This is a genomic window from Burkholderia orbicola (assembly GCF_900100915.1).
GTDB classification, from domain to species: domain Bacteria; phylum Pseudomonadota; class Gammaproteobacteria; order Burkholderiales; family Burkholderiaceae; genus Burkholderia; species Burkholderia orbicola.
In genome coordinates this window covers 2,508,190-2,531,919 of sequence record NZ_FNKW01000002.1, presented here as the reverse complement: position 1 = coordinate 2,531,919, position 23,730 = coordinate 2,508,190, and the positions used below count along the sequence as shown (strand labels likewise).

General features: G+C 64.2%; 19 protein-coding genes. 4 read left to right on the top strand and 15 right to left on the bottom strand.

Going from position 1 to position 23,730, the window contains the following annotated elements; genetic code table 11:
* Nucleotides 1-9 precede the first annotated feature (9 nt).
* Together BLS50_RS28205 and BLS50_RS28200 are read right to left on the bottom strand one after the other, a co-directional pair.
* Nucleotides 10-996, bottom strand: a complete 987-nt coding sequence (locus tag BLS50_RS28205; protein WP_074805868.1) for a 2OG-Fe(II) oxygenase family protein — start codon at nt 994-996, stop codon at nt 10-12.
* 29 nt (nt 997-1,025) lie between these two features.
* Nucleotides 1,026-2,006, bottom strand: a complete 981-nt coding sequence (locus BLS50_RS28200) for a hypothetical protein (protein ID WP_006480718.1) — start codon at nt 2,004-2,006, stop codon at nt 1,026-1,028.
* Between the two features lie 132 nt (nt 2,007-2,138).
* Here BLS50_RS28200 and BLS50_RS28195 point away from each other — a divergent pair, with 132 nt between their 5' ends.
* The gene (locus BLS50_RS28195; protein WP_011547156.1) at nt 2,139-2,990 is read left to right on the top strand and encodes a LysR substrate-binding domain-containing protein; all 852 of its coding nucleotides are present in this window, start codon (nt 2,139-2,141) and stop codon (nt 2,988-2,990) included.
* Nucleotides 2,991-3,083: 93 nt separating this feature from the next.
* Here the strand turns inward: BLS50_RS28195 and BLS50_RS28190 are convergent, their stop codons facing one another.
* From BLS50_RS28190 to BLS50_RS28170, 5 genes are all read right to left on the bottom strand, one after another.
* The gene (locus BLS50_RS28190; RefSeq protein WP_011694813.1) at nt 3,084-3,785 is read right to left on the bottom strand and encodes an ABC transporter ATP-binding protein; all 702 of its coding nucleotides are present in this window, start codon (nt 3,783-3,785) and stop codon (nt 3,084-3,086) included.
* Nucleotides 3,785-4,558: a high-affinity branched-chain amino acid ABC transporter ATP-binding protein LivG gene (livG, locus tag BLS50_RS28185; RefSeq protein ID WP_006480715.1), complete on the bottom strand. Its 774-nt coding sequence runs from the start codon at nt 4,556-4,558 to the stop codon at nt 3,785-3,787. Before livG ends, BLS50_RS28190 begins: the two co-directional genes overlap by 1 nt.
* Nucleotides 4,555-5,826 (bottom strand): high-affinity branched-chain amino acid ABC transporter permease LivM, encoded by a 1,272-nt coding sequence (locus tag BLS50_RS28180; RefSeq protein WP_012339585.1) that lies wholly within the window; start codon nt 5,824-5,826, stop codon nt 4,555-4,557. The genes livG and BLS50_RS28180 overlap by 4 nt, the downstream gene beginning before the upstream one ends.
* Nucleotides 5,827-5,837: 11 nt before the next feature.
* Nucleotides 5,838-6,764, bottom strand: coding sequence for a high-affinity branched-chain amino acid ABC transporter permease LivH (livH, locus tag BLS50_RS28175; protein WP_012339584.1), 927 nt, complete (start codon nt 6,762-6,764; stop codon nt 5,838-5,840).
* 183 nt (nt 6,765-6,947) lie between these two features.
* Nucleotides 6,948-8,066 (bottom strand): branched-chain amino acid ABC transporter substrate-binding protein, encoded by a 1,119-nt coding sequence (locus tag BLS50_RS28170; protein WP_074805864.1) that lies wholly within the window; start codon nt 8,064-8,066, stop codon nt 6,948-6,950.
* A 785-nt stretch (nt 8,067-8,851) separates the two neighbouring features.
* Between BLS50_RS28170 and BLS50_RS28165 the strand changes: the two genes are divergently transcribed.
* Nucleotides 8,852-9,505 carry a hypothetical protein gene (locus tag BLS50_RS28165; RefSeq protein WP_074805861.1) on the top strand — a complete coding sequence of 218 codons (654 nt, stop codon included), beginning with the start codon at nt 8,852-8,854 and terminating at the stop codon, nt 9,503-9,505.
* Between the two features lie 151 nt (nt 9,506-9,656).
* Here the strand turns inward: BLS50_RS28165 and BLS50_RS28160 are convergent, their stop codons facing one another.
* From BLS50_RS28160 to BLS50_RS28125, 8 genes are all read right to left on the bottom strand, one after another.
* On the bottom strand, nt 9,657-10,025 hold the full coding sequence (locus BLS50_RS28160) for a hypothetical protein (protein WP_074805859.1): 369 nt from the start codon (nt 10,023-10,025) through the stop codon (nt 9,657-9,659).
* A gap of 338 nt (nt 10,026-10,363) precedes the next feature.
* Nucleotides 10,364-10,741 carry an immunity 22 family protein gene (locus BLS50_RS28155; protein WP_074805857.1) on the bottom strand — a complete coding sequence of 126 codons (378 nt, stop codon included), beginning with the start codon at nt 10,739-10,741 and terminating at the stop codon, nt 10,364-10,366.
* Nucleotides 10,742-10,747: 6 nt separating this feature from the next.
* Nucleotides 10,748-15,253: a DUF6531 domain-containing protein gene (locus tag BLS50_RS28150; RefSeq protein ID WP_256334192.1), complete on the bottom strand. Its 4,506-nt coding sequence runs from the start codon at nt 15,251-15,253 to the stop codon at nt 10,748-10,750.
* Nucleotides 15,254-15,260: 7 nt separating this feature from the next.
* Nucleotides 15,261-15,683, bottom strand: a complete 423-nt coding sequence (locus tag BLS50_RS28145) for a DcrB-related protein (RefSeq protein ID WP_011547149.1) — start codon at nt 15,681-15,683, stop codon at nt 15,261-15,263.
* 28 nt (nt 15,684-15,711) lie between these two features.
* Nucleotides 15,712-17,832, bottom strand: a complete 2,121-nt coding sequence (locus BLS50_RS28140) for a type VI secretion system Vgr family protein (RefSeq protein WP_074805854.1) — start codon at nt 17,830-17,832, stop codon at nt 15,712-15,714.
* A 403-nt stretch (nt 17,833-18,235) separates the two neighbouring features.
* Nucleotides 18,236-18,748 carry an OmpA family protein gene (locus BLS50_RS28135; RefSeq protein WP_011547147.1) on the bottom strand — a complete coding sequence of 171 codons (513 nt, stop codon included), beginning with the start codon at nt 18,746-18,748 and terminating at the stop codon, nt 18,236-18,238.
* Between the two features lie 86 nt (nt 18,749-18,834).
* Nucleotides 18,835-20,103: a diguanylate cyclase domain-containing protein gene (locus BLS50_RS28130; RefSeq protein ID WP_027807264.1), complete on the bottom strand. Its 1,269-nt coding sequence runs from the start codon at nt 20,101-20,103 to the stop codon at nt 18,835-18,837.
* Nucleotides 20,100-20,807, bottom strand: coding sequence for a YfiR family protein (locus BLS50_RS28125; RefSeq protein WP_069231513.1), 708 nt, complete (start codon nt 20,805-20,807; stop codon nt 20,100-20,102). Before BLS50_RS28125 ends, BLS50_RS28130 begins: the two co-directional genes overlap by 4 nt.
* Nucleotides 20,808-21,238: 431 nt before the next feature.
* Between BLS50_RS28125 and BLS50_RS28120 the strand changes: the two genes are divergently transcribed.
* Nucleotides 21,239-22,126, top strand: a complete 888-nt coding sequence (locus tag BLS50_RS28120; RefSeq protein WP_012339574.1) for a LysR family transcriptional regulator — start codon at nt 21,239-21,241, stop codon at nt 22,124-22,126.
* Nucleotides 22,127-22,271: 145 nt separating this feature from the next.
* Nucleotides 22,272-23,708, top strand: coding sequence for an N-acyl-D-amino-acid deacylase family protein (locus tag BLS50_RS28115; protein ID WP_012339573.1), 1,437 nt, complete (start codon nt 22,272-22,274; stop codon nt 23,706-23,708).
* Nucleotides 23,709-23,730: the final 22 nt, after the last annotated feature.

Below are 23,730 nucleotides of genomic sequence, written 5' to 3'. Positions count from 1 at the left end.
CGACGGTTCTCAGAAAGTGGCCGGAGCCAGGCGCTGGTCGCCCAGATCGTCCGGCCGGATCGGTTCGAGCCCCAGGCGGCGGTACTGCAGCTCGGCGTCGTCCCTGAGGGCACGCCGCAGCGCCAGCCAGTTCACGACGGTGCGTGCAATGCCGTCGTCCGACGCGAGATGCCAGAACCCGTTGTCGTCCTCGCGTGTGTAGGGGCAATGAAACGACAGCACCAGCGACATGCGACGCCCGGCCTCGACCGGTTCGACGCCATGAAACAGCTTGCTGCCGTAGATCAGCAGCGCATCGCCCGCGTGGTCCAGGTTCGCGTTCCTCACGTGCCGGCGCTCGGGATCGTGACGATCGAACGTCTCCGCCCTCGATTCGTAGAACAGAAAGTTGCCGCCGGCGTAATCGGCGCGATCCGACAGCACGATGTTCAGCACGAAGCTGGTGCCGTCGGTGTGCCACATGCCGAGTTGCGCCTTGCCGTCGCGCTGATCCGTCGGATAGTAGTAATTGAACTGCGAGCGCGCATTGGCCATCGGATACGGGATCAACGGCACACCGGCGAGGCGCGACACCCGCAGCAGGAACGCGCGGTCGTGCATCATGTCGTCGATGAAGCGCGAGCGGTCCGTCACCGCACGCACGCGCTTCGAGATGATCCAGTTGCTGCTCGACGCGCTGCGCTCCAGCGCGCGGCCGATCTCGCGCAGCGCGTCGACCGCTTCGTCGGAAAACAACCCGCGCAGGTGACACACCGCATTCAGCGCATCCGAGCGCGTGCCGCGCATCGGCACGTCGCGATAACCGAGATCGTCGAGGTTGCGGCGGTAGCGCACCTCGTAGCCGTCGCGCAGGCACGCGCCGCTCCAGCGCATCGGTTCCGCCGACGCGTCGAGCGTGCCGCCGACGTTCGCGCCGCCGGACAGCGACGTCCGCAGCGCCAGCGTCACCCGGCCGAACCCGCGCGCAAATACCGGCAATGCATGTCCGTTGTTCATCGCGTGCCTCGCTGTCGACGTTTCGCCATTCAGCCCTTGTACTGCGCAATCTGGTACACGACGCTGCCGTCCCCGCTGTGCAATTCGTCGATCACGCGGCAATTGCCGTGGCTCAGGCGGACGTGGCGGAATTGCTCCGGCGTGTATTTCAGGCAGACGTTGGTGATCAGATGCCCGTCGGCCCCCGCTTTCGACACCGGCTGCAGCGTGACCGCCACATGGAACTGGTCGCCGAGCAGATTGAGCCTCACGATCGAGACATGATGCTTGCCGAGCGGCTCGAAGCCCTGCTGCCGGCTGACGATTTCGGAGAACCGCACCATGTTCTCGTTCTGGTAGAAGTCGTAGATGGGCTCTTCGCGCCCTTCCACGAGCAACTGCATCTCCGACACGACATAGGTCGACTTGCCGCCGAGATTGCGAATCAGCCGGCCGATCGTCACCGGCAACTCGTTGCCTTCCTGGAACCCGAGCATCGTGATGAAGGTCACGTCCTGGCCCAGGTCGATATGGTTCCACTGCACGTTCCGGTAATCGTCGGCGATGTAGTTGAAACAGCCGGGCGTTTTCAGGAACGGCATGATCGCGTGCCGCATCGCGTCTTCCGACGACTCGTTGATGTCGACGGCCGTGTAACGCAGATGATCCGGCCCGCCGCCGCTGACCGCTTTCATCAGCTCGGTCGTCTTGACCGGCTCGGGCCCCAGCTCGATGTAATGGACATGGCGGCCGCGCGACAACGTCGCGAGCCGCTCGCTCAATGCGCCGATCGCTTCGCGCAGCGAACCCTTGCCGTCGCGATCCGCGCACAGCGCCGGGCTTCGCACGCCCAGCTCGTTCAGGTTGCGCATCAGCGAAAAGACTTCGCGCCCCGCTTCCCGTCGCCGCGCGTCATCGCCAGTGCGATGCAGCGTCGAATATTTTTCGTGATTCTCGACCGTCCATACCGACTCCGCCTTCAGCTTCCTGTCCCGCACCAATGCATCTACGACAAAATCATTGATCGACATGAATCGTTCCCCGGATGCGTGCAACGCCCGACCGGCTGCCTGCCGTTGTCTGCCTGTTGACCCGAGAATAGGGATGCCCAATAATTCCGTCAATCGACATTACCTGAATCACTGATTCGGAAAAACCAAATCATGCCGCGCACCCTGGACGTCGACCTGCTGCGTACCTTCCACGCCGTCGCGAAGCTCGGCCGCTTCAAGGATGCGGCCGTTCATGTGAACCGCAGCCCGTCGTCCGTCACCGCGCAGATTCAGAAGCTGGAAGAGATGGTCGCGCAGCGGCTGTTTACGCGAAACAACCAGGCGGTCGAACTCACGCAGTTCGGCCACAAGCTGCTGAGCGACACCACCGAGTTTCTGTTGAGCCACGACCGGCTCGTCGAATCGCTGTCGCCGCAGATGCTGACCGGCAAGCTGCGGCTCGGCATCCCCGATTCCTACGCGGCGCATTTCATGGCGGAATTCCTGCCGCGCTTCGCCGCCGACCGGCCGCTGCTCGAACTGACGGTCGAAGCGCGCTCCAGCGAAGAGTTGCAGCAGCTGTTCGCGCGCGGCCAGCTCGACATCACGATCGCCGTGGTGCCGAAAGCGCTGCCGCACGCCGAGCTGCTCAGCAAGACCCATCCGGTGTGGGTCGCCGCGCGCACCTTCAAGTTCAATCCCGATGCGCCGCTGCCGATCGCGGTTCAACTGCAGGGCTGCCCATACCGCGACACCGCGCTGAATGCGCTGAAGAAGGCGAAGATCGCGCACCGGATGCTGCTCGAAAGCGCCAGTTCGCCGGCGGTCGAAGCGTGTATCGCGAACGGGCTCGCGGTCGGCCTGATCGAGCATGATCGCGTGTCGGGCAACCTGACGAGCCATGTCGCCGGCATCGTGCTGCCCGATCTGCCGCCGCACCTGATCACGGTGCTGACGGACGACAGCAATCGCGCCGCGCTGCATCTGCGCGACGTACTGAAAAGTACGTTCAGGATCGGATAGGGAAGACAAGGCCGGGAAACCGGCCTTGCAAGCAGAAACGAACCGCCGGAAAAGCTGCCGCCGGCCCGTTGCAGGCCAGCGGCTTCCCGTCGATCAACCGCCGAGATACGCCTGCTTGATGCGATCGTTCGCGAGCAGGTTCGCGCCCGTGTCGGCCAGCACCACGCGCCCCGTTTCGAGCACGTAGCCGCGATCGGCCACGCCGAGCGCCTTGTTCGCGTTCTGCTCGACGAGGAACACCGTGACGCCTTCGTCGCGAATCGTCCGGATGATGTCGAAGATCTGCGCGATCACGAGCGGCGCGAGGCCGAGCGTCGGTTCGTCGAGCAGCAGCAAGCGCGGCTTGCTCATCAGCGCACGGCCGATCGCCAGCATCTGCTGCTCGCCGCCCGACATCGTGCCGGCCCGCTGCGTCGCGCGCTCCTTCAAGCGCGGAAACAGCTTGAACACGTGCTCGATGCCGTCGTCGATCTCGTGACGGCTCGCGAAGAAGCCGCCCATCTTCAGGTTCTCGAGCACCGTCAGGCTCGGGAACACGCGCCGCCCTTCCGGCGAGATCGCCATTCCCTGCCGCATGATCTGGTGCGTCGACATCGCGGTGATGTCGTTGCCCTCGAACAGCACGCGGCCCGACGACGCGCGCGGCGTGCCGCATACCGTCATCATCAGCGTCGTCTTGCCGGCGCCGTTGCTGCCGATCAGCGTGACGATCTCGCCCTTGTTCACCTCGATCGACACGCCCGCGAGCGCTTCGACCGCGCCGTAGTGCGTATGGACCTGTTCCAGCTTCAGCATCACTCTTCCCCCAGATACGCCTTGATCACGCGCGGGTCGTTGCGGACCGCTTCCGGCGTGCCGATCACGATCGGCCGGCCGTGCTCCATCACGAGGATGCGGTCGGACACACCCATCACGAGGCTCATGTCGTGTTCGATCAGCAGCACCGATACGCCGAATTCACGGCGCAGCTTGTCGATCAGGTGCTGCAGCTCGATCTTTTCCTGCGGGTTGAGGCCGGCCGCCGGCTCGTCGAGCATCAAGAGGCGCGGCTCGGTGATCATGCAGCGCGCAATCTCCAGACGCCGCTGGTGCCCGTACGACAGCGTGCCGGCCGGCCGGTTGGCGACCGCCGTCAGCCCCATCCGGTCGAGCCACACGGCCGCGCGCTCGAGCGCTTCCTTCTCGGCGTGACGGTACGCGGGCGTCGCGAACAGGCCGTGCAGCAGCCCGGCCTTCACCTTGCGGTGCTGCGCGACGAGCAGGTTCTCGACCACGGTCAGCGACTTGAACAGGCGGATGTTCTGGAACGTCCGCACCAGGCCCTTCAACGCGATCTTGTGGCTCGGCAGCCCGGCGATCGCATGGCCGTCGAGCACCACGTCGCCGCCGGTCGGCTTGTAGAAGCCGCCGACGCAGTTGAACACCGTGGTCTTGCCCGCGCCGTTCGGCCCGATGATCGCGAACACCTCGTCGCGGCGCACGTCGAAATCGATGCCGTCCACCGCGAGCAACCCGCCGAAGCGCATCTGCAGCCCGGCGACCTTCAACAGTTCTGCATTCGCGCTCATTGCGGCAGCTCCACGTGGGGACGGCTCGCGGGCAGCAGGCCCTGCGGACGCCACATCATCATCAACACCATCACCAGACCGAAGATCAGCATCCGGTATTCGGCGAACCCGCGCGCGACCTCCGGCAGCACGGTCAGCAGGATCGCCGCAAGAATCACGCCGAGCTGCGAGCCCATCCCGCCGAGCACGACGATCGCGAGGATCAGCGCCGATTCGATGAAGGTGAACGATTCAGGATTCACGAGGCCCTGACGCGCCGCGAAGAACGCGCCGCCGATACCCGCGAACGCCGCGCCGAGCGTGAACGCCGACAGCTTGATGCGCGTCGGGTTCAGGCCGAGCGAACGGCATGCGATCTCGTCGTCGCGCAACGCTTCCCATGCGCGCCCCATCGGCATGCGGATCAGGCGGCTCGTCACGAACAGCGTGAAACCCACCAGCAGCAGCGCGATCAGGTACAGGAAGATCACCATGTGCTCGCCGCTGTATTCCAGCCCGATCAGTTCATGGAAGGTCTTCGCGCCTTCGACGCTCGCCGAGCGCGCCATCTCGAAGCCGAACACCGTCGGCTTCGGAATGCTCGAGATGCCATCCGGGCCGCCGGTGAGGCTCGTCAGGTTGTTCGCGAGCAGGCGGATGATTTCGCCGAAGCCGAGCGTGACGATCGCCAGATAGTCGCCGCGCAGGCGCAGCACCGGGAAGCCGAGCAGGAAGCCGAACGTCGCCGCGGCGATCGCCGCGATCGGCAGGCACTCCCAGAACGACAACCCGAAATACTGGTTCAGCATCGCGTACGTATAGCCGCCGACCGCGTAGAACCCGACGTAGCCGAGATCCAGCAGCCCCGCGAAACCGACCACGATGTTCAGCCCGAGGCCGAGGATCACGTAGATCAGCGCGAGCGTGGCGACGTCCACCGCGCCGCGCGAGCCGAAGAACGGCCATACGAGGCCAACGGCGAGCAGCACCCAGATGATCACGCGCTGCTGCTGCGCGCCCATCGTCGGCGCCGCCGGCAGCTTCACGGCCGCTTTCGCGCGCATCAGCCACGGCTTGAACAACTGGAACAGGAACACGGCCGCGACCGCGATCCACACCGGGCGCCAATGCGGCGTCAGCACGACCTGGTAACCATCGAGCTTCAGTTGCAGCCCGAGCACCGGAATCGTGAGGATCGCCGTCAGGATCGCGGCGGCCACCGCATTCTTCAGCGCCTGGCCGACCGACGCGTCGGCGGCCGGGCGGCGAACGGAAATGACTTGACTCATCTGCGTCTCCCTCAAACCTTTTCGATGTCCGACTTGCCGAGCAGGCCGGTCGGGCGGAAGAGCAGGATCAGCACGAGCAGGCCGAACGCGACCACGTCCTTGTACTCGGCCGGCATGTAGCCCGCGGCGAAGGTTTCGGCCAGGCCCAGCAGCACGCCGCCGAGCATCGCGCCCGGAATGCTGCCGATCCCGCCGAGCACCGCGGCGGTGAACGCCTTGATGCCCGCGACGAAGCCGATATACGGATTCAGCTTGCCGATCGTCAGCCCGATCAGCACGCCGCCGACGGCCGCCAGCATCGCGCCGAGCACGAACGTGAACGAGATCACGCGGTTCGTGTCGATGCCGAGCAGGTTCGCCATCTTCATGTCCTCGGCGCACGCGCGGCACGCACGGCCCATCCGCGAATGCGAGATGAACAGCGTGAGCGCGATCATCAGCACGAGCGTCACGCAGACGATCAACAGGCGCGCATACGGAATCGTCACGTCGTAGTCGCCGCCGAGATGGATCTCGAACGCGCCGGAGATCAGCACGGGCACCGACACGTCGCGGGCGCCCTGGCCGATCTGTACGTAGTTCTGCAGGAAGATCGACATGCCGATCGCGGAGATCAGCGGCACGAGGCGCGGGCCGCCGCGCAGCGGGCGATACGCGACGCGCTCGACCGCGAAGCCGTACAGGCCGGTGACGATCACCGACACGATCAGCGCGGCGCCGAGCACGAGCGGCAGCGGATAGCCGGCGGAGATGCCGATGGCCGTCAGGGTCACGAGGCCCACGTACGCGCCGATCATGTAGATCTCGCCGTGGGCGAAGTTGATCATGCCGATGATGCCGTAGACCATCGAATAGCCGATGGCGATCAACGCATAGATCGCACCCAGCGTCAGGCCGTTGACCAGCTGCTGGGCGAATTGAGGAAAGAAGTCAGTCATGTGCGGGAAGCTCCCGTTGGCATTGGGTCGCATGCCGTCGCCGGATCACGGCGGTCGGCCGCGCGCAACGCACGGTGTCGTCTCGGGCCGCCCTCCTTGGCCGCGCACGGGGAATGCGCGGCCAATACGCACCCGCCCCGTCCGGGTTTCGGACAGGGCGGGCGCATGGGCGGGTACTCCGTCTTACTTGGCGGCGGTCTTCGTCGCGTCCTTGTGCCACGTGTACACGACGAACTTGAACGCCTTCAGGTCGCCCTGTGCGTCATACGCGACCTTGCCGATCGGCGTGTCGAACGTCGTCTTGTGCATGTACGCGGCGACCTTCGTCGGGTCGGTCGTCTTCGCTCCCACGATCGAGTCGGCGATGATCTTCACCGCGGCGTACGCCGGCATCTGGAACGGGCCGTTCGGGTCGCGCTTCTTGTCCGCGAACGCCTTCACGAGCGCCGCGTTGGCCGGATCGGCCGAGAAGTCGGCCGGCAGCGTGACCAGCATGCCTTCCGAAGCCGGGCCGGCGATCGCCGTCACGTCCTTGTTGCCCACGCCTTCAGGCCCCATGAAGGTCGCCTTCACGCCCTGCTCGCGCGCCTGGCGCATCAGCAGGCCCATTTCCGGGTGGTAACCGCCGAAGTAGACGAAATCGACGCCTTGCGACTTCAGCTTCGTGATGATCGCCGAGTAGTCCGAATCGCCGGCATTGATGCCTTCGAACAGCACGACCGGGATCTTCGCCGCTTCGAGGTCCTTCTTCACCGACGACGCGATGCCCTGGCCGTACGACTGCTTGTCGTGCAGGACCGCGACCTTCTTCGGCTTCACGTTGTTGATGATGTAGTGCGCGGCGGCCGGGCCTTGCTGGTCGTCGCGGCCGATCGTGCGGAAGATGAAGTGGCGCTTCTTGCCTTCCGTCAGCTGCGGCGCGGTGGCCGACGGCGTGACCATCACGATGCCTTCGTTCTCGTAGATGTCCGACGCGGGAATCGTCGAACCCGAGCACACGTGGCCGATCACGTACTTGATTTTCTGGCTGACGATCTTGTTGGCGACGGCGACGGCCTGCTTCGGTTCGCACGCGTCGTCCATCATCACGACTTCGAACTTGTTGCCGCCCGCACCGCCGGCCGCGTTGATCTGTTCGATCGCGGTCAGCGCGCCGGCCTTCACCATGTCGCCGTATTGGGCGACCGAGCCGCTCATCGGACCAGCGATGGCGATCTTCACGGTTTCCGCTTGCGCGGCGGCGGCGCCGGCGGCGAACAGCACGGCGGCGACGGAAATGGACGTAAGACGGGACAGCGTCATCTGGGAGCTCCTCGATGTTGTTTAGTCATACGGGCAAAGGCGGCATGACTTGCGCAATCGAACAGCACCCGAGGCGAGGACATGGGACACGCCCGAGACACATAGAAGACGGAACTCCAGCGGAATGTTGCGTAGCGGGGCCCGGCTCTTGCAGTCCCCGATGGGGACGTCTGGTTCGGAAAGACATCGTGATGCGTCTTGCATTGCGCAAGCGTTTCGCCTGCCCCGCTTGCCAACTGCTCGTTCGGAGGGATGGTCCGACAGCCGTTGGCAAGGCAACCGAAATTATATGGGCGTTTTTTAATCGTCTGTCAAAAATGCCTGTCGACCGAGGGAAAACACGTAGGCTTTTGAGATAGGTGGGTGGCGATCGCGGCGCAACCTCGGGGAGGCGAGAACGTTTGCTCCGAGTGCAATCGGGTTGCTATTTTGCCAAGAAGGTGGGGCGGGTTCCTTGCTGGGCTTGGCGTTCGGCGATGGAGACTCCCCGGTGATGCGTTTTTTAGGTTGCCAAGGGCCCTGGTCGCTGGAAATCAATCGACTGATGATTGTGTGAGCACGCACCATGACGGGGCGCTCGGTGAGACGGAAATTCTTACTGTTTATCTGCGAAACTAAACAATTTGAAAGCTTTTTGATATTTCCATGAAATAATACGAACTCGCTTCTGCAATCCAGCCAGCCTCCCTGCAAGTCGCCTTCACCGCGCCTCGCAGTCGCTTCAGGGCCGCTTCGACGCACCCTCGTCGCTCAGCCGCCAGCCAGTGATCTGCCGTTTTTGTTCAATGCACATCACCTGCTTCGGATCGCCCATGAATTGCCCAATCCGCCTCTCTTCCGCCGCCGCGATCGCGTGCGCGCTTTCTGTTTCTGCTTCCCATGCTTCAGGACGCGATACGCTGACCGATCGGTCGGCCGGTGCCAACGTGTTTCGCTCGGAGCGGCGTGCGGCTGCTCGGGATGACGGGCATGCGGCGCGTATGAGCCGCCGACGGGTGCAGTTCGCTGCGCCTGCCGAACGTAGCCCGTTCGATACACCGGATACGCGGCCGTTGCGGGTGACGAGCGACGCGCTGGTGGCGCCGCTGCCCGCTTCTTCCGGGCGTGAACCCGATTTCGTCTTGCCGCCGAACCGCGTCGCGCTCGGCGCGGGCGGGAGCGATAGCCTGGGTCGCGCAGTGCCCGGGTATGAGCAGCGCGAGCAGAACTGGAATGAATACCTGCGCGCGAACGGCTCGCGGCCTGCTGGAAGTGGCGGTTCGTATGCACCGCAGCGGCCGTACGATGCGCCGCGCGGTCCGCATGGGGCGCCGAATCCGTTCGATCCGTCGGTGCCGCAGCCGGAGACGCGGACGTTCTACGACAACGGTTCAGGGACGAAGTGCACGGCTACCGGTGGTGCGGGGACGTCGCGGTCGTCTTGCGATATTGCTTGGTGAGGTGGGGTTTTGGGGTAGCTGCCGTTTAGGGCTGGTCTACGCATACCACGAGAAATTTTCGTCACGAAAAAGACAAGTGCACAGCTCACCTCGTTCGGCCCCGTTTATCTACTACGTCGAGAATCTTGCCGCAACCTACCATCATCTCAGTTCAGCAGGAAAAATCACCTTTTTTATAGCTATCCCACAGCACTTTAACCGGCCAGCTATCCACTTTCTCAGCCAACATACTCTTCGCGATCAGTTCGACGTCGTCGGAAACCCTTCCTGCGATGTCGAGATTTCCGGAAGCATGAAACGAGAGCTTGAACGCCTTTTCTCTAACAGAGCCCAAGAATTTCTCGTCATCAGCGGAGAGGAAAAATCCATCGACCTCGTCGAATGCCCGCATCCAGAGATCGTCAAAGTGGATGGCGTCCCTTTTATCAAGCATGTCGTCGAAGTCCAAGCCAGATAAAAAATCAAAGAAATTCGACCTTGATATCTCCACATCAATATCAATCAAAATTTTGTTTACCATTGCACAACACCCGATCGCCAAGCCAGTTGCATCGTCACGGCGCTACTATTTGATATAAATTCCTCTCCCTTCAGGGCGACGACGATTGCCAACAGCGTGCCGTGAATTGCCGGATTCGACATGTCGAAAAGTATGTGACTTTCTTTCATTTCGGCACGAAGCTTTTGGGGTGCGGCAGCTCAGCCGCCGTGCCGCGGTAGTCGTTCTCCGCCCTCCATGGCGCACGAATGTGAACACAAGCGCTATCCGCGTGGCGGTACTCCATCGCACGGTGCGTGTCCGTAAATTCGTAAGCCCTGTTTGCTTCGATCTCGCCGTTTTGAACTACACCACCAAGCCTACTTCTGAAAATCAAACGTCCCGACGAAGCGCACACGGGAGGCAGGACGGACGTTTTCTGCGTTCTCGTACTGGAAGTTATAAAGCAGGATCAGACCGTTATCATCAGCACTGCGCATAGCTTCGAGCTGAGGAATCAGCACGTCGGCAAAACTATCAATCCAAGAAAATCCCACAAGATTCTCTCGGAGGCTTAGATCCGGTTGCAGCATGTCCGCCTCGCGGAAGCCATCGTCAAACCCATCAATTCCGGTATCGTCTCGAAATTGATTGGAAGAGTCACCGTTCTCGTCGTACGCGTTCTCGATGTAGTCCGTAAGATCATCGTCGTCAGTGAACTTCCCAACCCAGACTGATACCTTGTTAGCTTTTTCCATTCTTCGTTACTCCGTCGGCGGCCGAAGACCCGCGGGAAGGTCGTCGACGCCATTTGTGAGCCGATAATTTCCCCAGTTCTGCAAACGCCGTAAGTACGTTGCATAGTCCGTGGACGAATCGACAATATCAATAATTTCGCCATGCGCCGTCCCTGATCCTTTCTTTCCGTGCATCCAGTCAGGGTTGATACCACCAGTGGATTTCGTCGGCGTTCGATTTCCCCAGATATCTTCTGCAGTGAGCCCCCAACGCTTAAAGGTAGGGGCGCGACTTACTGGCAACCACTCGTGCATTTTGCCAGGCCAACGCAGTCTGTCCTCAATCGTCCCTCGATAGTCCTTCCAGTAGGCGTCGAACTCGTCGGGCGTCAACTTATTAAACCATTCCGCGAAGCCTTCACGGATACCTGGAATCGGACATCGCTGGAGCCCCAACGGATCAGTCTCGTCAGTCGGAGTCGGGACGTATCCATAGTTGCGAGTGCCGCCCCGCAGGCCGATCGGATCCTGACTAAGATACGCGCCGGAATCCGGATCATAATACCGATTCAGGTTGTAACTGAGTTCCGTTTCGTCGTCCACCCACTGGCCAGGGAAGCGCAGCGTTGTGTCAATCGCTGACGGGCCGTCATTAGCGGCACGCCGTGCCGGCAGCAGTTTGCCCCACAACGAATACGCAGACTTCCACACTGGCTTGCCGTATTGGTCAAACACGGCCTTCGGCAGACCGACCTGATCGGTCAGGATCGGGTAGAGGCCGTCGTCGGTCTCCTGCGCGAGCGGCGAAAAACTGCCCGGCTCGATATGCCATGTCACGACTTGGCCCGTCGTACCATCCCGCTGCTCGGTCCATCGTTCTGCCAGCGTCGACCCGTCCCACAGGAACCTCACCGTTTCACGGCCGCCGACTTGCTGCTTCTCGATCCGGCGATTGAAAGCGTCATAGCGATACGCCCAAACACCGCGCTCGGGCGTAACGACCTTCACGAGCCGATTGAGGCCATCCCAAGTGTATTGCCACGTTTTCGGCCTGAACCCCGGCTGTTCGACCGTCTTCTCGATCGTGCGGCCACGTGCATCGTATTGATAGCGTGCATAGCCAACCTGTTCCGGCAGACCTCCGCGGCGATAGTGGTGGGCATCCACAGGTGCCCGTTGCCCGTGCGCGGCAATGTTCATCACAGCGTCGTAGCGGAAGTGCTCGCTTGGCTGCAGCAGACTTTCTGCGGAGATGATCTGGCCGCGCTCATCGCGCTGGTAGGTGAGCGTATCCGCGCCGGTGTCCACTCGCTCCAGTTGTCCGGCTGCGTCGTAGTGATAGACCTGCCGCGTCAATTGCTCGAGCGCCCGGGCCGGATCGGCTTGCAACGCATCGAAGGCTACCGCAGGCCCTGCGATCTGCCGGCGTATACGGCCGAGCGCATCGTACTGTTGCTGCGCGACAAAATCTCCCGCCTGCCGCCCGATCTCGCGCCCTAAGCCATCGCGCTGGATCGTCAGCCCGGCGACCTGCGTAAGCGCACCCAATGCATCATAGGTATAGGCCGTCTCCCGCCGAGGCGTCAGCCGAAGGCGCCGCTGCCCATCCGCGTCATAGACGTGCCGCAACAGTTCGCCATGCTGATCTTCTCCGATCAAGCGGCCATTCCTGTCGTAGGCAAAGCGCGTCACGTGAACGTGCTCACCCTGGACCTCCGCCGACGCCAGTCGTCCGCTCGCATCGTAGCGGTAAGCAAGCTTCACGTCGCCGGCATCGATCTCGATGAGCCGGTCGGATGCATCGTACGTATAGCGCCACTGGCCACCGTCGGGCAGTGTCTTCGCCAGCAGGCGGCCGACGGCATCGCGCTCATATCGAGTCGCGCGGCCGCCCCAGTCGATCTCCGCCGCGAGACGCCCGGCCGCGTCGTAGCGGTACGTGTAAGTCTCTCCCAGCGCATTGATGACCTTCGTCAGCCGGGTGGCATGGTCGTACTCGAAACGCGTTGCATGACCGGCCGCGTCGACCGACGCCGTGAGCAAATCGAACGGGCCGTAGGTTCGCCGGATCGTACGTCCGAGCGGATCGATCCACTCGACGGGCAGGCTCTCGCTGTTGTATCGCGCCCTCGACACCGAGCCATCGGGGCGCGTGATCGCGCTCAGCAGGCCGCGCGGATTTGCCGGGCCGTCAGCATAGTCGAAGCGCGTCACGTGCCCGTCGGGCGCCGTCTCCTCCAGCAACCGGCCCAGCACGTCAATCTTGCGCCTGAAGCGCGCACCTGTCGGCAACTCGATGTCGGTCAGCCGCAACCGGTCATCGTAGTCCAGGCGCGTCTCGCGATCACCCTGAACCACCCGCAGCAGTTCGCCTCGGGGGCCGTAGCGATAGGCAGTTCTGTTGCCGTCCGGCTCGGTGCGAGCAATCAATCGATACAGATAGTCATACTCGAGCCTGATCCGGCCGCCATTCGGCAAGCGCGTGCCGGTAAGGCGCTGCTCGTCGTCATAGTCGAACTCGACCGTCCTCCCCGAGCTTTCGACGACCGAAGTCAGTTGACCACGCTCGTCGTATCGATAGTCCGTCCGTCGCCCCAGCGAATCGATCCGGGCCATCAGGCGACCAAGCTCCCATTCGGAGCGAGTGCAATGGCCGAGCGGATCGGTTTCGGCCGTTACAAGACCTTCATCGTTATAGTCATAGGTCCATTCTCCGTCGACATCGATCACCCGTGTGCGACCGGCCTCGTAGATGAACCGACCTGTGTGATAACCCTGCTGCGTGCCGGTCTCGACTACACGACCAGCGGTGTCGTACCGATATCGAACGTCGGTCTGGTCCGTATCCCGCCACTGGGTCATCCAGCCGTGTTCGTCGTATGCGTAGTAGAACTGGCCAAACTGGAAGCTCGCCACGTGGGTAAGCATGCCGTTCTGGTAGTCGTAGTTCACGAGTGTCCGGGAGCCACCGTCCGCATCGTGAAGAACGATCCGCTCCAGCCGTCGGTCGCGCCCGTGACAAACAATCTCGAGCCGATAGCCGTCGCTATGGGCCATGCCACTCAAACGGCCGGCAATATCGTACGAGAGAACGATCGCGTTACCGTCGAGGTCCTCGATCCGTTCGAGGCGAGACGAACGCCCATCGACGAGCGGCGCGAAAATACGCAGTTGCCGCGTATCGCGATCGAAGATGCGCGGTTCGAGCCGGCTTCCGACCAGCCGATAGCGCGGCTCGCGCAGGTTGATGCCGTTGAGCGCCATATCCGGCGCGTCAAAGCCGATCACCAGGCCGGCGCCGTCGTGGAATCTCACGAAGCGGCCGCCATCGAACGTCAGTTGCTGCGACCAGTTGTCCGACCAGCGGTGACCGAGCAATCCGTGGTCGTCCGATCGAGTCCGATAGCGTCGCTTGAACTCGAGAGGCAGGATGCCGGGAATGACGAGATCCGTACGGATCTCGAGCATTTCTCCGGAGACCGGATCAACCGGGTCCTTGCACGTCGGCCGGTTCTCGTCCTTGATGCCCTTCTGTTCCGCGGACCGGGTTGGCTCAGGCTTGAATTTTTCGCGCAACCCCCGCAGCCCCTTGCCGGCAAATTTTCCGACTCCGCCTCCTACGATCCCCCCGAGCAAACCCGCCAGGAATTCCTGAGTCGCGGACAACTCCGGGTTCTTCGGACCGTAGTGTCCAGTCGTCTTGTCGATCCAGATGCTGTTACGCCCCGAATTGACCTTGCCGCTACAGTGCGTTTCGTGGCCGATCCGCACCAGCGGCAGGCCGTTGACGAACACGGTCTTGCTGCCGTCGACGAGTGCCTGCGGCACGCCGGAATGGTGATCGCATTTCACCAGGTCCGTGACACGCGCCACCTTCTTGCCTTCGAAGTACACGTTGCTCGAACCGGTGACGATCTCGCCACAGTTGGTGCCCATGCTCTGGCTCGCCGACGCGAGCGCACTCCCCAGCGTCAGGCCGCCCGCCATGCACGCGCCGACGATCAGCGCGCCGGCGAGTCCACCGGTTGCCACGGTCGCCGCCACTGCCACGCCAATCGCGACCCCCACGGCAATGCCGGCGAGAATCCCCATAAAACCCGACGAGTGCGCGATCCGATCGCCAATGCAGGCGGGATGCGGATCGCCGCGGCCGATCGTGAGGCCGAGCGCGTCGCCAACCTGTGTGAATTCCTTTGACAGCCAGCCGGTCACGCCAACCTTGTCGAGCGCCCACGCACCGCCGACCGCAATCGCCAGCGGAAGCATGACGGTGCCCGCCGCAATCGCGCCCGCGCCCAGTGCTGCCCCGCCGGTCGCCCCACCCGCGAGCGCCGTACCGGCGGCACCCAGCCCGGCGGCCGTCCCCTCGACGGCGGTCAGGCCCGCATCGGCGCCGAGCATCCCGTAGTTGAGGTGTTCGTAAAACGGCTGCTCGGCGGCTTTCGCGGCTTCACCGTCCTCCAGCCTGGCGATCTGGTCGAGACGCTCCTGGGCGCTGCCGCTCGGCTCGTTGTAGTTCGGCGTGTCCGACATTGCGGCCTCAGACCGGATCGCGCAACTGAAGGCTCTGAATCACGGTCCGGATTTGTTCGCGCTGTGTGTCGCTCAGCGTACCGGGCGCGGTGAAGGTGAGCATCAGGACAACCTGCCCGTATTCCACCATCGTCAACCGCTGATGAATGAGCGCCTGGTTGTTGGTCCAGGTGAACTCGTGCACGTGTGCAGCGCGCCCGGATACCGTGGCGTCTTCATTCGCGACCTCGGCGTAATCCGGAACCTGCTTCGCCACCTTCCGGATTTCGCTCGTCACATATTCGGCGAACTTCATGCCCCACGGCAGCCGCTCGCGCGTGATCACGAAACTCACGCCCTCCGTGCCAGTCGCCGCCGACACGAACACGTTCATCGTTTTGTCCTGCCATTCCACGGGCAGCGCCAACGTGCCTTCCTGCATCTGGTACATGCTTTGTTATCCTTATTGGTTATTGGTATTAGCCGTTCTTCGGGTTGATGTCGGTTCGGGCAGCCTGGATATTGATATTGCCGTCATCCAGATGGATCACCGACTCGCCCTTGTAGATGTCGATCGAGTCGGCTGTCATGTGGATCCGCGTGCCGCCGTCGCCGCCGATCTTGATCCAGAGTTCCTTGGCTTCCAGCGTGTGCACACCCTGCGGCGTCTGATGCAGCGTATTGCCCTGCACGACAACGTCCGACAGGTTGCCAACCGCGATAGCCGTCGTATGGTTGCCCTTGCCCACCTCGACGGTCCGGTCGCCTTTGAGAACCTGAGTCCACTGAGCGTCCTCGACCACGGTATGCATGTCCTTCTGCGCATGCATGTAGAGCATCTGCGCACCATTGACGTCGCTCATCAGCAACTCGTTCGACCCCTGCCCCTTGTGCGTCTGGCTCTTGATCCCCATCGTCTGCCCGGCCGCGCCGTGATACGGGTTGCCCTGCTCGCCGTTGAACACGCGGCCGACGATCACCGGGTTATCCGGATCACCCTGATTGAACGCCACCAGCACTTCCTGCTTGATCCGCGGAATCGCGGCCGCGCCCCAGCCGTCGCCCGCCCACGGTTGCGACACGCGCACCCACATCGAATCGGAGCCGTCCTTCTTGCCGCGCCGATCCCACGGGAAATGCACTTTCACCGCGCTGCCGTTCGTATGAATTTCCTCGCCCTTCGGCCCGACGACGATCGCCGACTGCGTGCCGTGAATCACCGGCTTTGGCGTCGCGCGCGGCGCACGGTACGGAATCTTCTTCGGCAACAGCGAGAAGCTGTTGCGGTACGGCAGCTTCGCGCTGTGCTGCGTATAGTCGTTCACGGCCTCGTGACGCACGTGCAGGATCACGTACTCCTGGTTGTTTTCGAGGACGGGATGATTCGCGACGGTCACGGCGCCCGCCGTGGTCATGCGCCACGCGTAGCCGCCGCCGGTATAGCGATGGGCTTGCGCCTCCTCGGCCTCCATCGCGAAACGGGCGTAGCGGTTGCCGTCGTCGCCGTGGTCGTACAGCGACTGGTGCTCGAACCGCTCGGTCGCGTCGAGCCTCGCATGCTTGAGGTTTTGCGGGCCGGCCTCCACCAGCATCAGCGGCGACGACGGATTCTGGTGATTGAAGTCGCGGAACGTGACCTTGCCGACGCCGAAGCGCCGGCCTTCGTGCAACTGGTCGATGCCGCTGTCTTCGCTGGCCTCGGTCGCGGCGAACGGCACGGTGGCGAGCCCGTCGATCGGGCGGAACAGCAGGTTCGTGTCGCCGATCACGAGAAAGTGCTTGTCCTTCTCGTAGCGGTGCGTCCAGATGAGCCCTTCCTGCTCCATCAGCCGCGCGCAGAAGTTGTAGTAGCTCTCCTGGTACATCACGACGTACTCGAGCGGCTTCTGGGTGGTCCGGATGTCAAACGTGAAATCGGAAAACCCGTGTTCCTGGAAAATCTCGGTGAGGATGTCCTGCGCGGTCTTGTTCTGGAAGATCCGGCAGTCGGTCGAGCGCGTCAGGAACCAGAACCACGGCACGGCCGTCAGGTGGTATTGCGTGACGTTGCCGGGGTTGCCGGCGCGATCGAACGACGCGACGTAGCCGTCGAAGTAGCGGTCGTTGTCGCCACCGCCCGCCGCCACGACGCGTTCGAGCGTCGACAGGCGCGCCTGCTGGTCGAAGCGGATCTTGACCTGCTGGCCGATCAGATCCTCCGGGCGCAGGTCGTGGCGATGCGACAGCAGGTCGAGATGGATTTCCGGCAAGCGGTTCACGTGCTCGTCGACGACGGCCGCGCTGACCAGCAGCACATCCGGGCCGAGCGGCGTATCGAGCGTGACGTAACGATTGAGCTGGGTCAGACGCGCGGGGTTGGCGGCGCCGTTGATCGCCTCGGCGATGGCGCCGGGCGTCTTCTCCATCAGCGAGAAACCGGTCTGTGCGAGCTGCAGCGCGCGCTGGACGGTGTCGACGTGCCCGGCCAGCCCCGCGAGCGGCCCGAGGCTGCCGGCCACACTCGACGCCACCGGGCCGGCGAGGCCGCCGAGCGCGCTCAGGGAGCCGAGCGCACCACCACCCAATCCACTGGGAATACCCCCATTCGGAGCGAAACTCATTCTTGTTCCTTGCGTGTGATCTCAGGTTCCATCGGCCGGCTCGCCGGTCCGCAGCCACGATAATGTAGGGTAAAACCCGACCGCTTGAAAGTCTCCGGCAAACGTTTGCTTTCCGACCCTTAAAATCGAAAAACGGACCGGCAGCCGGACACGAGACCGCGGTCGCCCACGGCCAGGCAGCACGACGGTCGGCAATGGAAACCGTGTCACCCCGCATGTCTCGACAGGCCGCACGGCGCGGGACACGGCGGCGATCAACGGATGCTGGAGTATCCGCGTGACAATGGCGGGAAACAGCTGAGACTGACCGCGCCAAGGCCTTCCCGGGTCAGTGTTTGAACGAACATACTAGAGACGACCTCCTCGTCGGCAAGCGTGCAATCGCCATCCCGGCGCACCACCCTCATCGCGGCGAAACCACGATCGCCGCCCGCCGATTCTGCGCCCGCCCTGCCGGCGTCCTGTTATCCCCGACCGGGTCGAGCTTCCCTTTTCCGACGATCGCAATCCGCTTCGCATCCAGCCCGACGTCAACCAGCTCGACCGCAACGACTTCCGCTCGCCGCCTGGACAACTCGGCGTCGTAAGCAGCCGTCCCCTCGTCATCCGAGTACCCGTACACGCGCACTCCGTTGATCCCCGCCGACCGCAACGTCCGCCCGATCCGTTCCACGATCCGCCGCACATCCGGCTTGAGGTTGTAGCGGTCGAAATCGAACAGGATCGGCCCGGTCGACCCGAATTCGAATCCCTGTCCAGTCTCCTGGAACCCGGCCGACTTCAGCGCCGTCACCTGCGTCTGCGTCAGCCCCCGATGAAGCGGCGGCGGCGTCTGGCAGCCCACCAGCAGCATGCACAGCAGCAGCGCGCTCCCGACGCACGTCCGCCCCGTGCTCACAGGAAACGAGTGGTTCATTTTGCCTCCCCTTCCATCGCGCCCGCCCTGCAGACGCTTCTTTTAACCGCCGCCGCGGCCTCGCCCGCGGCGCGAGTCGATCGAGCTCAAACCGGCCCTGCAACGCTCTCCGCCAACTGCCACGATCCCGGCCGCGCGCGCTTGGCGCGGTACATCGCGATATCCGCCGCGCGCAGCAAGCCGCTCGCGTCCAACGCGTGATCGGGATACAGCGCAACGCCGGCACTCATCATGGTGGCCACCACGCGGCCGTCGGACAGCTCGATCGACGGCGCCATGCCGGACAAAATCTCGTCGGCGATCCGGCACACGCTGCCCGCTTCAGGCACCGCCGCCAGCATCACCGCGAATTCGTCGCCGCCCAGGCGCGCGACGAGATCGGTCTCGCGCACCCGCGTGCGCAGCCGCGATGCGATGTCGATCAGCACCGCGTCCCCGGCGTCGTGACCGAAACCATCGTTGATCTCCTTGAAGCGGTCGCAGTCGAGATAGAGGACGGCGACCCGCTGCCCCGTCAACGTGGCCTCGCAAAGCGCAAGCGCGAGGCGCGACTCGAACTGCACGCGGTTGGGCAACCCCGTGAGCGCATCGTGCGTCGCCTTGTGCTCGAGCGACGCGTTCTCGTCGCGCAGCGTGTTCTGCCAGTCTTCGAATTCGTCGAGCAGCGCGTTGAAGTCGTCGCCGAGCTGGTTCAGTTCCGCGATCGCCGCCGGCTCGACGCGCCGCGCGAACGCACGCTCGCGCCGCACCGCGTGCGCGACGCCAGCCAGCGCGCGCAGCGGCGAAACGATGTCGCGCAGCAGGCGTTTCGAACTGACGTACGCGCCGAACACGCTGACGGCCAGGCAGCCGAGAATGCCGCCGACGCCGCCGAGCAGGAAGCCGAAGAACTGGTGGCCGCGGCCGCGCACGACGACGTGGCCGACGATGATGCCGTCGTGCATCACCGGAACGGTCACCGGCCCCGGCAGCGCCACGTCGGCCACCGCGCGCTCGAGTCGCGCGAGGCCGTTTCCGGCCGGCAACTGCCACGTGGCGAACAGTTGTCCCTTGCTGTCGGTGACGACCACCTGCGCGACGTCCTCGTCGCCGGCGATCATCCCGATCGCCTCGTTCGCCGCGACGCGATCGCCGAACACGAGCGCCGCCTCGACCGTATACCCGAGCGAGCGCGCCAGCAGGTTCAGGTTGTTGCCGGCATACGCGCGCAACGCGATCACGGCGACGACGATCAACGACACGGCGGCCATCGTCACGGCGACGAACGCGAGGCGCAGGTGCGCGCGACGCAGCACGCTTTGCAGCGTCGGGCGCGGCGGGCGCGAAGCGCGAATGGGAGGCGCGGCGCGTGTCATGGCGTCACCGGCCGTCGCGCCAGATTGAGGACGTTCGGATGCACGCGCACGCCGCTGCGCGCGACGGCGTCGAGATTGATGTCGAACGACACGCGGTCGCCGTCGACGTCGAGGCAGAACATGCCGCCCGCGGTGCAGGACGGGTCGTGTTCCGCGATCGTCAACACCGGATGGCCGGCCAACGCGGCTCTCACCCGCGCACGCTCGTCGTTGCTCAAGGCGCCGAGATAGACGACGTCGCAGGCCATGCCGAGCGACGGATCGTCGAAGCGCACGCGTTGCACGTCGAGCAACGTCGAGCCGGCCTGCAGCGTGTCGGTCAGGCCGCGCGCGTAGTCGGGCCGCCCGGTGACGCACAGATGCAGGCGAACGGGGGTGGTCGGCCAGCGCGTGAAGCTGATGATGCCGAGCACGACCTGGCGCACGGCCGTGTCGTGTGACGAAATGGCGGGACCCGTTGGGCTGGCCGGCGTGGCGGTGGTGGCAACCTGCACCGCATCGACCGGGGTCTCGTCCATCACGGCAGGCGCGCCGGCGATGACCGGTACGGCGCTCAGAACGCAAACGATTGCGGCAAGCGCATGGCGGAACGTGGCGACTCGGCCCCACTGGCCGGACGCCTTTCGCGCGGCGAATGCCGCCGCACACGCTGGCGTCGATGCGACTGCAAGACTCGCAGCCGCCGCGCACACACTTGCATCCATGATGGAAACATCTGCTGCAGTCGTTCCCGGCCCTGCCTCCCGCCTCCGGCTTGCCATGCGCGTGCAGGCACCGTATCACGCGCACGATTCCTTCCATCTTAGGTAAAAATTCGTATCCCAAACCAGTGGGATACACCCGCGAATCCTGCCGGAAAGCATGCTGAACCGGTGCTGCGGCAACCCACGGCGGTCCGGTGTCGGCGTCGGCACATTGATCTGCGGATTGAACCCCGGCTCACGGCAAACTTCATCCATCCGCCAGTCACGCATTCAAGCATCTCGCGTGCGTCAAACGGCTCGATCCGCCATGCATGTACGCTCCACGGCCGTACGGGCCACGCGGTGGACAATGAATCGATATCGACGAGAATGTCCGCTCGTCCCGCGGCCATACGTCGGAATGCCGGATCCAGCCTGCACAACGGAGCGTCATGAAAATCGAAAACTCGGAACTCGAAGCATTCGTCGCCGTCGCGGAACTCGGCACGTTCCATCGCGCGGCGGAAAAACTGAACCTGACCCAGCCGGGGCTGTCGCGCCGCATCCAGAAACTCGAGCAGACGCTCGGCGTCGAGTTGTTCCAGCGCACCACGCGAAGCGTGACGTTGACGGGTGTCGGCCGCCAGTTCCTGCCGATGGCGCGCGAGCAGATCGCGCAGCTCGGCATGATGCTGTCGTCGATCCAGGACATCGCGCAAAAACGTTACGGCAAGGTGCGGCTCGCGTCGATCCCGACGATCGTCGCGCAGGCGCTTCCCGACGTACTGCGTCGCTACGCCGCAAAGTATCCGCACGTCGCCGTGCAGATCCTCGACGGCAATCATGACTTCGTGCTGTCGCAGGTGCGCGCGGGCATCGCCGAATTCGGCGTGAGCCTGCATCCCGGCGACGACGACGATCTCCTGTTCGAACCGCTCTTCACCGACCGTTACGTGCTCGCGGCGCATGACGACGATCCGCTGGCGCGCGCGGACGCCGTCACGCTCGGGGAGTTGCGCCAGGCGAAGCTGATCATCGGCGGTCGCGACAGCGGCAACCGCCTGCTGCTCGAAATGCTGATGGGCCAGGAAGCGGTGCGAACCCGCTGGTTCTACGAAGTCGAACACATCTCGTGCGTCGCGGCGCTGGTGGCGGCCGGGGTCGGCTGCGCGATCCTGCCCGAGAGCGCACTGCGTGCGTACGGCTCGCCGGCGGTGCGCGCGGTGCCGATCGCGAGCCCGACGATCGAGCGCACGGTCGGCATCGTTCGGCATCGCGGCATTTCGATGTCCAGCTTCGCGGGCGACCTCCAGGCGCTGGTGAAGGCGTCGTTCGCGTGACTGCGCGGGAATTGATGACGGTTTCGCATGAATCGCGAGCCGAACGGCATTGGACACCCGAAAAATGGCTGGGGACGATGGGGGCGAACATGAACGACGGAAACGGGTAACGCCCCGAATCCGGACGGATTCCGGAGGAACCACCATGCATTTCGACGTGATCCTGCGTCGCGGCGAGTTGATCGACGGCACCGGGGCCGCACGCTTCGAAGCCGATCTCGGCGTGACCGGCGCGCGCATCGCGGCGATCGGCGACCTGGGCGGTGCGACGGCCGCGCATACGGTCGATGCGAGCGGCCTCGTCGTCGCGCCGGGCTTCATCGACAGCCACACGCACGACGACGCGTTCGTGCTGACCGATCCCGACGTCGAGCCGAAGGTCGCGCAAGGCGTCACGACGGTGATCGCCGGCAACTGCGGCATCAGCCTCGCGCCGCTGCTCGCCGAAAGGGACGTGCCGCAGCCGCTCGACCTGCTGGGCGCGTGGCAGGCGTTCCGCTTCCCGTCCTTTCGCGCCTATCTCGACGCGCTCGACGCCACGCCCGCCGCCGTCAATACGGCGGCCCTGATCGGCCACTCGACGCTGCGCGTGCGGCACATGGCCGATCTCGACCGCGCAGCCAACGCGGCCGAAATCGCGGCAATGGCGGCCGACGTGCGCGAAGCGATGGCGGCCGGTGCGTTCGGCGTCTCGTCGGGCACCTTCTACCCACCCGCGGCAGCCGCGACGACGGACGAACTGATCGACGTGTGCGCACCGTTGCGCGAGACGGGCGGTGTCTTCGCAACGCACCTGCGCGACGAAACCGACGCGATCATCGCGTCGCTCGACGAAGCGTTCTCGATCGGCCGCGCGCTCGACGTGCGCGTCGTGCTGTCGCATCACAAGGTGGCCGGCAAGGCCAATCACGGCCGCTCGGTCGAAACGCTCGCGCATATCGACGCGCAACGCACGCGTCAACCGCTGTGTCTCGACTGCCATCCGTATCCGGCCACGTCGACGATGCTGCGCGCGGATCGCATCCATCAGTCGTCCCGCGTGATCCTCGCGTGGTCGAAGCCGCATCCCGAACTCGCGGGCCGCGACTTCCATGAACTGCTGCCGCTGTTCGGCGATTCGGTCGACGCCGCGATCGACGCGCTGCGCCCCGCCGGCGCGATCTACTTCGTGATGGACGAAGCGGATGTCGAGCGCATCGTTCGTCACGAACTGACGATGGTCGGCTCCGACGGCCTGCCCAACGACATGCGCCCACACCCGCGGCTGTGGGGCACGTTCCCGCGCGTGCTCGGAGAATTCTCCCGCGAGCGCGGCCTGTTCCCGCTCGAAACCGCGGTGCGAAAAATGACGGGGCTCACCGCCGAGCAGTTCGGCATCGCCGAACGCGGACGGCTCGCGGTCGATCATTACGCCGATCTCGTCGTGTTCGACCCCGCCCGCGTGATCGACCGTGCGACGTTCGCGAGCCCGACGCTGCGCCCCGAAGGCATCGAGCACGTGTTCGTCAACGGGCAGGCCGTGCTCGAACATGGCCGGCACACCGGCACGCGTCCCGGCCGGGCGCTGCGCCGCGACATCTAGAACCGGCCGATCGGGAGCGCGC